6 protein-coding genes are annotated in these 10440 nt (G+C 74.1%); 3 read left to right on the plus strand and 3 right to left on the minus strand.

Going from position 1 to position 10440, the window contains the following annotated elements; translation table 11 throughout:
- Positions 1–14: 14 nt before the first annotated feature.
- Positions 15–2189: an N-6 DNA methylase gene (locus ACFU74_RS32830; protein WP_380763470.1), complete on the minus strand. Its 2175-nt coding sequence runs from the start codon at positions 2187–2189 to the stop codon at positions 15–17.
- Positions 2190–2388: 199 nt separating this feature from the next.
- Here ACFU74_RS32830 and ACFU74_RS32835 point away from each other — a divergent pair, with 199 nt between their 5' ends.
- Positions 2389–3009, plus strand: a complete 621-nt coding sequence (locus ACFU74_RS32835) for a DUF4352 domain-containing protein (RefSeq protein ID WP_380763472.1) — start codon at positions 2389–2391, stop codon at positions 3007–3009.
- A 120-nt stretch (positions 3010–3129) separates the two neighbouring features.
- Here the strand turns inward: ACFU74_RS32835 and mfd are convergent, their stop codons facing one another.
- Positions 3130–6759, minus strand: coding sequence for a transcription-repair coupling factor (gene mfd, locus ACFU74_RS32840; protein ID WP_380763474.1), 3630 nt, complete (start codon positions 6757–6759; stop codon positions 3130–3132).
- A 703-nt stretch (positions 6760–7462) separates the two neighbouring features.
- On the opposite strand from mfd, the gene ACFU74_RS32845 reads away from it, so the two are divergent.
- Positions 7463–8782 carry a nucleotide sugar dehydrogenase gene (locus ACFU74_RS32845; protein ID WP_380763476.1) on the plus strand — a complete coding sequence of 440 codons (1320 nt, stop codon included), beginning with the start codon at positions 7463–7465 and terminating at the stop codon, positions 8780–8782.
- 97 nt (positions 8783–8879) lie between these two features.
- Here ACFU74_RS32845 and ACFU74_RS32850 read toward each other — a convergent pair whose 3' ends face one another.
- Entirely contained in the window at positions 8880–9197 is a 318-nt protein-coding gene (locus ACFU74_RS32850) for a beta/gamma crystallin domain-containing protein (RefSeq protein ID WP_380763478.1), read from the minus strand.
- 487 nt (positions 9198–9684) lie between these two features.
- On the opposite strand from ACFU74_RS32850, the gene ACFU74_RS32855 reads away from it, so the two are divergent.
- A complete protein-coding gene (locus ACFU74_RS32855; protein ID WP_380763480.1) occupies positions 9685–10356 on the plus strand; it encodes a hypothetical protein in 672 nt (223 codons plus the stop codon).
- Positions 10357–10440 lie beyond the last annotated feature (84 nt).

Consider the following 10440-nt stretch of genomic DNA (forward strand, 5'->3'; position numbering starts at 1 on the left):
TTCCTGCTCCGGCGTCAGGGGGCCTGCGGTGGCTCGGCGGTGCCGGCGGCGAGGGCGTCGGTGACGGCCTGGGTGAGGGTGCGGCCGAGGGCGGCGGCGCGTTGCAGGGTGGCGTCGAAGGCGGCCAGCCGGGCGAAGGCGGCGCCGAGGCGGCGCTGTTCGGTGATCTGCAGGCGCGGCAGCTCGACCCGGCGGATGTCCAGCCGGGTGGTGGTGGAGGCGTGGCTGGCGGCCCGGCGGGCGACGGCCGTGGAGCGCAGGTGGCCGGCCAGGAAGTCCGGGTCGAGGGCGGCCGGGTCGGGGCGCAGCAGATGGAGCTGGCGGCCGAGCACGGCGCCGGCGGGCGGGCCGTCCGGGCCGACGACTCGGGCGGTGCCGCCGCCGAGGGCGGGGACGAGGACGTCACCGGGCCGGGTCAGCGGCAGGGCGTCGGCGCCGGCGGCGGACCGGTCGAGAACGGCACCGGGCGCGCTGCCGGTGACCAGGTCCTGGTCGGTGAGGACGGGGGTGCCGCCCGGGTCGGTGTCGGCCGGCCTGGAGGGCGCGCCGGTTCCGGAGGAGTGCACCTCCAGCAGTCCGGAGCGGACCAGCTCCCCCAGCGTGACGACCGCGCCGCCACCGGCGGGACCTCCGCCGCCACCGGGGCCGCCCGGGCCGGTCCCCGCTTCGCCGGTCGGCTCGGGCAGCAGCGCCCCGGGGTCGGCGAGCCCGTCCAGCAACTCGGTCAGCCGGCCGCTGAGGTGGGAGAACCCGGCCGCGCCGCCGAGCGGGGCGGCCGGGGGGACGTGGCGGGCGGGCGAGAGGTCGGTCTCGTCGTCGAGCAGGTCGATCGCCGCCACGGTCCGGTGCCGGCCGGGGCGGTCCTGGGGCAGCGGCAGCCCCTCGCGGGCGGCGAGGTCGAAGGCGCGCCAGGCGTCCAGGACGGTGCGGCGCAGCTCGGGCCAGCGGACCTTGTCGCGGCCGCCCTCGGCGGCCTCGGCAGAGGTGGGCGAGGCGGAGGCCGCGTCCAGCATCAGCACCTGGCGGAAGTCGTCGCCGGGGCGGGGCGCGCGCAGCACCCAGAGGTGGAGCGGCACCCCGTACGGGGGTGCGACGCCGGCCGGGAGTGCGACGACGGCCCGCAGCGCGCCGGAGCGCAGCAGTTCCGCGCGGACCCGGCGGCCGGCCCGGCGGGTGGCGACGGTGGGCGGGAGCAGCAGGGCGGCGATTCCGCCGGGGCGGGTGTGGGCGAGGCAGTGCAGCACCCAGGCGAGTTCGGACTCCCCGCGCGGCGGGACGAGGCCGCCGGGCCAGCGCCGGTCGAACTGCAGCTCGTCGTGGCCCCAGTCCCGCTCGTTGTAGGGGGGTTGGCAGAGCACCGCGTCGAAGGTGTGGCCGGTGTAGGCGTCGGCGCGCAGGGCGTCGCCGGGGCGGAGGTCGACCGGGAGCGGGGCGGGGTCGGCGGCGGGCGCGTGCAGGGCGAGCCGGAGCCGGGCGAGCCCGGCGGTGACCGGGTCGGCGTCCTGGCCGTAGCGGTCGGTGGTGGCGGGCAGGGCGAGCAGCAGCGCGCCGAGGCCGGTGGCGGGGTCGAGCACGGTGGCGGGGACGCCCGCGACGGCGGCGAGCAGTCCGGCGGCCTCCGGCGGGGTGGGGCTGAGCTGGCGGGTGTTGGCCTCGGCGTAGCGGGTGAGGAGCTGTTCGAAGGCGCCGGCCGGGCCGGCCGCGGCGGCGAGTTCGGCGAGCAGGCGGGCGAGGTCGAGCTCGGTGGAGCCGAGCAGGCCGGGCTGCCGCAGGTCGGCGGCGCCCTCGGGGCCCAGCACGGTGCGGGCAATTTCGGCGAGGACGCGTGGCAGGCCGGTGGCCAGCCTGGTGTCCGCCTGGTCGGCGAGCGCGCTCCAGCGCTCCGGCGCGCGGTGGTGCAGCAGCAGGACGGCGCCGGCCTGGACCAGCGGGGCGGCCGGGTGGCCGGCCGGGTCGCGCAGGGTCTCGACGAGCCGCCAGACCCGTTCGAGCAGCGGCAGTTCGGCGATCTTGCCCTGGGCCCGGAGCCAGGACTCCACGTCGGTGAGCGCGAAGGTCGGGCTGCTGTCGGTGCCGCCGACCGGGCGGGGGAAGTCGGGGTGGCGGCGGCGCCAGTTGCTGACGGCGGCACGGCCGACCCCGGCGAGACGGGCGATCTCGACGGCGGTCACCTCGGGACGGTCCGGCATGGGGGCTCCTTCGGCGGCGATCGGCGGCGGCATCGACGGTGTGACCACACAGCATAGTCAGCACCCTCCTTCGAGCCGTTCACACGTGAACGGAGAGGTATGGCGAATCGCTGTTGACACGGTTCACAGCGCATGGTGTGATCTCTCCTGTCGACAGCACGTCAGGTCGGCACCGAGCAGAAGCCCGAAGGAGCCAGTCATGTCCGCCATCACCCGCCGCACCCGCCGTACCGCCGCCCTGCTGGCCGGCGCCGCGCTCGTGGTCCTCACCGCCACGGCCTGCGACTCGACCGGCGGCACGACCGTCTCCACCGAGGCCAAGCAGACCGCCGCCTCCGCCCCGGCGGCCGGCGACGCCGCCAAGGCCGCCGACACCAAGCCCGCCGAGGCGGCCAAGGCCCCGGCCAAGGTCGGCGACACCATCGCCCTCAAGAGCACCCTGGAGAAGGGCAACACCGCCGACGTCACCGCCCTGAAGGTGGTCGACCCGGCCGAGAGCACCAACGAGTACCTCACCGCGGCGGACGGCAAGCACTACGTCGCCGTGCAGTTCCAGATCAAGCCGACCGGCTCCAAGGCGTACAGCGAGGCGCCCTGGAGCAGCGCCAAGGTGATCGACAACCAGGGCCAGGCATACGGACCGACGCTCGCCGACACCAAGGCCGGCCCGTCCTTCCAGACCCCGACCAACATCGCCGCCGGCGAGACGGGCAAGGGCTTCGTGGTCTTCGAGGTCCCCGACGGCACCAAGCTCGACAAGGTCCAGTTCTCCCTGGACAACGGCTTCGCCGACCAGGTCGGCCAGTGGAAGATCGGCTGACGGCCCTGTTCACAGCCCGGACCGCCCGGACAGTCCGAACAACCCGAACAGCCCGCCGCGACGACGACGGCGGTCCCGGGCGCAACCGCCCGAGACCGCCGCGCTCCCTCCCGGGGCCCGCTACTTCGCGGCCCCCGCCAGGTCGTCGAACATCGTCGACAGGAACTCCCGGCACCACGCCAGCAGCTCCCGCCCGACCAGCGGCTTGCCGCCGATCCGCCCGGTGGACGGCCGCGGCACCAGCAGCTGCTGGGCCGCCGCCTTCACCTGGCTGCGCGGGTAGAGCCGGTTCAGCCGCAGCTGCTGCGACTCCCGCAGCTCGACCGGCCCGAACCGCACGTTGGAGCCCTGAAGGGTGATGTCCGAGATGCCGCACCGCCGCGCGAACAGCCGCAGCGCCGCCACCATCAGCAGGTTCTCCACCGGCTCGGGCAGCTTGCCGTAGCGGTCGACCAGCTCGTCCCGGACCTGGGTGATGTCCTCCTCCGCGTTGACCGCCGCGATCGAGCGGTAGGCCTGGAGCCGCAGCCGCTCCCCCGGCGCGTAGTCGTGCGGCACATGGGCGTCGACCGGCAGCTCGATCTTCACCTCCAGCGGCTCCTCCTCCGGCTCGCCGCCGCCCGCCAGCGACTCCCGGAACTCGGCCACCGCCTCGCCGACCATCCGCATGTAGAGGTCGAAACCGACGCCCGCGATGTGCCCGGACTGCTCACCGCCGAGCAGGTTGCCCGCCCCGCGGATCTCCAGGTCCTTCATCGCCACGTACATGCCGGCGCCCATCTCGGTGTGCTGGGCGATGGTGGCCAGCCGCTCGTGCGCCGTCTCGGTCAGCGGCTTCTCCGGCGGGTACAGCATGTACGCGTACCCGCGCTCCCGCCCGCGGCCCACCCGGCCGCGCAGCTGGTGCAGCTGGGAGAGGCCGAAGGTGTCGCCGCGCTCGACGATGAGCGTGTTGGCGTTGGAGATGTCGATGCCGGACTCCACGATCGTGGTCGACACCAGGACGTCGAACTCCTTCTCCCAGAAGTCGACGACCACCTTCTCCAGCTGGGTCTCGCCCATCTGCCCGTGCGCGGTGGCGATCCGCGCCTCGGGCACCAGGTCCTTCAGCCGGGCGGCCGCCTTGTCGATCGACTCCACCCGGTTGTGGATGTAGAACACCTGGCCCTCGCGCAGCAGCTCACGCCGGATCGCCGCCGAGATCTGCTTCTCGTCGTACGGCCCGACGAAGGTCAGCACCGGGTGCCGCTCCTCCGGCGGGGTGGTGATGGTGGACATCTCGCGGATGCCGGTGACGGCCATCTCCAGGGTGCGCGGGATCGGGGTCGCGGACATGGTGAGCACGTCCACGTTGGCCCGCAGCTTCTTCAGCTGCTCCTTGTGCTCGACGCCGAACCGCTGCTCCTCGTCGACGATGACCAGCCCGAGGTCCTTGAACCTGGTCTCCGAGGAGAACAGCCGGTGGGTGCCGATGACGACGTCCACCGAGCCCTCGAACAGCCCCTCCAGCACGGCCTTGGCCTCGCTGTCGGTCTGGAACCGGGAGAGCGCCTTCACGGTCACCGGGAAGTTGGCGTACCGCTCGGCGAAGGTCGAGAAGTGCTGCTGGACCAGCAGCGTGGTCGGCACCAGCACCGCCACCTGCTTGCCGTCCTGGACCGCCTTGAACGCCGCCCGCACCGCGATCTCGGTCTTGCCGTAGCCGACGTCGCCGCAGATCAGCCGGTCCATCGGGACGGACTTCTCCATGTCCGACTTGACCTCGGCGATGGTGGTCAGCTGGTCCGGCGTCTCCGCGTAGGGGAAGGCGTCCTCCAGCTCCCGCTGCCACGGGGTGTCCGGGCCGAAGGTGTGGCCGGGCGCTGCCATCCGGGCCGAGTACAGCTTGATCAGGTCGGCGGCGATCTCCTTGACCGCCTTCTTCGCCCGCTGCTTGGTCTTCGCCCAGTCCGCGCCGCCGAGCCGGTGCAGCGTCGGGGCCTCGCCGCCGACGTACTTGGTGACCTGGTCGAGCTGGTCGGTCGGCACGAACAGCCGGTCGCCGGGGTGGCCGCGCTTGGCCGGCGCGTACTCCAGCACCAGGTACTCGCGGGTGGCGCCCTGCACGGTGCGCTGCACCATCTCCACGTACCGGCCGACGCCGTGCGCCTCGTGCACCACGTAGTCGCCGGCCACCAGCGCCAGCGGGTCGATGGCGTTGCGGCGCCGGGACGGCATCCGCCGCATGTCCTTGGTGGAGGACTTCTGGCCGGACAGGTCGGTCTCGGTGACCACGGTCAGCTTGAGCGCCTCGTCGACGAAGCCGTGCTCGATCGAGCCGCAGGAGACGTGCACGACGTCCCGGGTCGGCGCCTCGGACAGGTCGGCGACCAGCCGGGCCGGGATGCCCTCGTTGCCGAGCACCTCGGCGAGCCGCGAGGCCGGGCCGTGCCCCTCGGTCACCATGACGACCCGCCAGTCGGCGGTCAGCCGCTCCTTGGCATCGGCGATCGCCCGCGCGGTGTCGCCCCGGTACGCCTCGACGGCGTGCATGCCGAGGGTCAGCGTGTTGGCGTCGGCCTCCAGCACGTCGTCCACCGAGGCGTCGCTGGTCGCGAACGGGCTGACCGACCACCACGGCAGGCCGATCTCGGCGGCGTGCTCGCGCACCTCGGCGAGCGAGCGCAGCGAGGCCGCCGAGACGTCGATCGCCTCCAGGTCGATCGGCCGGTCGCCGCCGGCCGCGGCCGCCACCCAGGAGGCGTGCAGGAACTCCTGACTGGTCGCCACCAGGTCGACGGCGCGGGTGCGGACCCGCTCGGGGTCGCAGACCACCGCGACCGAGCCGAGCGGCAGCACGTCCAGCAGCAGCTCCATGTCGTCGACCAGGACGGGCGCCAGCGACTCCATGCCCTCGACCGCGATGCCCTCGGCGATCCGGTCCAGGATCTCGGCCAGTCCCGGGTGCCCGGCGGACAGCTCGGCGGCCCTGGCCCGCACCTCGTCGGTCAGCAGCAGCTCACGGCAGGGCGGCGCCCACAGGCCGTGCTCGGCGATCTCCAGCGACCGCTGGTCGGCCACCTTGAAGTACCGGATCTCCTCGACGTCGTCGCCCCAGAACTCCACCCGCAGCGGGTGCTCCTCGGTCGGCGGGAAGACGTCCAGGATGCCGCCGCGCACCGCGAACTCGCCGCGCTTCTCGACCAGTTCGACCCGGGAGTAGGCGGCTGCGGCGAGCCGCCGGGCGATCTCCTCCAGATCGTGCGACTCGCTCCTCCGGACGGCCACCGGCTCCAGCTCGGCCAGCCCCTTCACCTGCGGCTGGAGCACCGAGCGCACCGGCGCCACGATCACCTGCACCGGTCCGGCCGCCGGGTCGTCGGCGCGCGGGTGGACGATCCGGCGCAGCACGGCCAGCCGGCGGCCGACGGTGTCGGAGCGCGGCGAGAGCCGCTCGTGCGGCAGCGTCTCCCAGGCCGGGAACTCGGCGACCGCGTCCGGCGGCAGCAGCGAGCGGAGCGAGGCGGCGAGGTCCTCGGCCTCCCGGCCGGTGGCGGTGACGGCCAGTACCGGACGGCCCCGCTCCCCGGCCGCCTGCCCGGCGAGCGCGCGGGCGAGCGCGGCGATGGCGAACGGCCGGGCGGCGGGCGGTCCGACCAGGTCGAGGTGCCGACGGCCGCCGGCCGCGGCACCGGTGGCGGTCGCGGCCTCGATCGCCTCGGCGAGGGCCGCGTCCCGCGCGACGACATCGAGCAGTCCGGTCAGGCTCATCTGGAGTCTCTTCTTCGTCCCGTGGCTGGTGCTGCCCGGGGGGCCGGAGGCCGGTCCGGGCAACGCGAACGGCCCGGCACGCCGAGCGGCCGGGGGTCTCCAGCCTACGCCGCGAGGCTGAGCCGCACCCGGCGCACGGCCGGGGGCCGGACGGGGTGCGGTCCGGCGCGGACGAACCACCGGCCGCGGGCCGCCGCTCCCGCCGTTGTGCGGACTGTTTCCCGGCCGTCGCGATCCGCCACGAACTGGACATACTCCTGTCACTGCCCGTCCATGGAGATCGCGCACCATGGAGAACGTGCCCGCCGCACCCAACCGTGGGGGATGGCTGCGGGGGCACGGTCGCACACCCGATGGGGGTCGGGCGTGCGAGGCCGGGCGGCCCTGGGTGGGGGCGCCCGCCCACGCGCCGGGAACCGTGGCGTCCTTTCCTGGAGGACGCCACGGGTCTCGGCCTCACTCTTCTCCGGGGCCCGCGCTCTCTCTCCTGGGCCCGCTCTTCCCCGCGGCCGGCCCTTCCCCGGGCCCACCGGCGGGACGCCGCGTTTCCGGTACCTTCCGCCCCATCCGCCCCTTCCGCCCCTTCCGGCGCAATCCCGGGAAAACCCGCGCGGGCCGGTCCCGCTCCCTACCCTGATGTGAAGACCGTGTGGGGGACGCCCGGAGGGGCCAGGGGGCGTCGCGATGGAGGGGGTTCTTCGTCATGCGCGTTGTCATCGCAGGCCAGGGCTACGTGGGGCTGCCGCTCGCGGTCCGCGCGGCCGAGGTCGGCCACCGGGTGGTCGGCTACGACGTGGACGAGCGCCGGATCAAACGGCTGGCCGTCGGGGAGTCGTACGTCGAGGACATCCCGGCCGAGCGGCTGCGGCCGCTGCTGGAGAACGGGAGCTACCTGCCGTCCGCCGAGCCGTCCGACGTGGCCGGCTTCGACGTCGCGGTGATCACCGTGCCGACGCCGCTGCGCGACGGGGTGCCCGACCTGTCGTTCATCGAGGCCTCGGCCGCCCTGCTCGCCCAGCACCTGCGGCCCGGGGCGAGCGTCGTCCTGGAGTCGACCACCTACCCCGGCACCACCGAGGAGCTGCTCGCGCCGCTGCTGGAGGCGGGCTCCGGGCTGACCGCCGGACGGGACTTCCACCTGGGCTACAGCCCCGAGCGGATCGACCCGGGCAACCCGACCTGGCGGCTGGAGAACACCCCGAAGGTGGTCTCCGGGATCGACCCGGCGTCGCTGGCGGCGGTCGAGGGCTTCTACGGCGGGCTGGTCGAGCGGACCGTCCCGGTCTCCTCCTGCAAGGAGGCCGAGCTGACCAAGCTGCTGGAGAACACCTTCCGGCATGTGAACATCGCGCTGGTCAACGAGCTGGCGATGTTCGCGCACGACCTCGGCATCGACGTCTGGGAGGCCATCGACGCGGCCTCCACCAAGCCGTTCGGCTACCTCCGGTTCACCCCCGGCCCGGGGGTGGGCGGGCACTGCCTGCCGATCGACCCCTCCTACCTGTCCTGGCGGGTGGAGCGGGCGCTCGGCCAGTCGTTCCGCTTCGTCGAGCTGGCCAACGACGTCAACAGCCACATGCCCGACTACGTGGTCCGCCGGCTCGCCGAGGCGCTGAACGAGCGGCAGCGCTCGGTCAAGGGCTCGCGAGTGCTGCTGCTCGGGCTGGCGTACAAGAAGAACACCGGTGACGCCCGGGAGACGCCGGCCGCCCGGGTCGCCGAGCTGCTGGTCCGGATGGGCGCCGAGGTCCGGGCCGCCGACCCGCACGTGGTGGTCGGGGTGCACGTGCCCGAGCCGGTGATCCCCGGCCAGCGGGCGGCCGAGCACGACCCGCACGGGGACCCGTTCGGCGCGGTCCGCCGGGTGGAGGCCGACGCGGCGGAGCTGGCGGCGGCGGACGCGGTGGTGCTGCTCGCCGACCACGACGACTTCGACTACGGGGCGGTCACCACCCACGCCCGGTACGTGCTGGACTGCCGGCGCCGGCTGGGCCGGGGCGCCGCCGCGGTCGAGGTGCTCTGACCCGTCGGAGACGGTGCCGGGCGACCGCACGCGCCCGGCACCGCGGGTCAGCGGGCGTCCTCGCCCGCGCGGGCCCGCGGGGCCCGTCCGCCGGTGGCTACCAGCGGGAGAGGTTGATGTCGTACATCATCACCTGGTGGCCGACGTTGCCGTTGAAGTCGTACTGCTCCCAGTTGAAGACCGTCCACGAGCCCATGCCGCCACCGAGGTACGTGATGACCTTGTTGTTCCCGGCGTCGATCCGGTCGACGTTGTAGATGCGCACGGCCATCCAGCCGTCGTTCGCGAAACAGAGCTTCCCGCTGTAGCCGTAGTTGTGGACCTTCGCGAAATCGGTGCGGTTCCCGCACTCGATCCGGTTGACGGCCTCGGCATTCGTCGCCGGCAGCACGGTGGCGGCCGCCGCGACGAGCACGGCGAGAGCGCCGATCCGGCGGCTCCCGGCTTTTCCGGATCGGTCCCCGGAAGAATGTTCCGAACGATTTGTGCGGCGAATCATGTGAACCCTCCGAAGGGGTAGCGGCTGCGACTCCAGAGGCTGACATGACGATGCACGGCCCAACAGTTCATTTCCGGCCAAGCCAATCGTCCCGATGCCCGAAGGGCCGCCCCGCACAGGCATGCGCTAGGGTCCGAACAGTCCCGCCGTTCCTGAGGATCGGAGCTTCCGCTTGACCCGCCCGACGCATTTCGGACGATTCACCGCCACCGCCACAGCGGTCGTTTTATCGGCCTTTTTCGCAGGCTGCTCCGGAGCCTCCGGAGGGGGTTCCGCGGATTCCGCCCTGACACCACCGGCGATCGGCCAGGCAAAAGCCCCGGAATCCGGCCGGGCCGGAATGACCGGACTTCCGCTTTCCGCTTATCAGGCCGGCGACGAGGCCGCCGTGAAGGAGATTCAGGTGCGCAATGCACTGGTCGTCTCCTGCATGCGCCGGGCCGGTTACGCCGGATTCAGCGGGGACAGCCTGCAACAGGCCCGGCCGCCGGACAACGCCACCGCCCTGCCGGCCGGCGCCTGGGGGTACCTCGGGGCGGAGGTCGCGGGCGTCCAGGGGTTCCACGCGCCCAGCAGGACCGTTCCCCCCGCGGGCGCAGCCGCACCGGCGGCCGGGGCCGGCGAGGCCTACGACGCCGCCCGGGTCGACTGCGACCGGCAGGCCGCCGAACGGATCGGCTCGCCGCCGGGGCCGGGAGCCGAACTCATCGGGCGGCTCTTCGCGGAGTCGATGGCCGCCACCGGGCGCGACGGCCGGGTCACGGCGGCGACCGCCGAGTGGGCCGGCTGCATGACGGCCGCGGGGTTCCAGGCCGACAACCCGGCGACCTTCCCGGACCGCTTCCACGCCTCGCCGCAGCCCACTCCCGCCGAACTGGCCGCCGCCCGGGCCGATGCCGAATGCACCACCCGCACCGACCTGGCCGCGATCTGGTTCGCCGTCCTGGCGGGCTACCAGCGCCAGCAGATCGACCGCAACGCACCGGCCCTGGACGCCCACCGCGAGGCCGTCCGGGCCCAGGACGCCAGGCTCGCCCGGCTGCTCGCCGAGGGGGACGCCGGCCCGACCCCGTGAGCGCGGAACGCGTCGGGCCCCGGGCGCCCCGGGACGGGCGCCCGGGGCCCGAGGGGGCCGGCCGGGGCAGCGGCGGTGGTAGCC

This window comes from Kitasatospora sp. NPDC057500, assembly GCF_042802195.1.
Lineage (GTDB): Bacteria > Actinomycetota > Actinomycetes > Streptomycetales > Streptomycetaceae > Kitasatospora.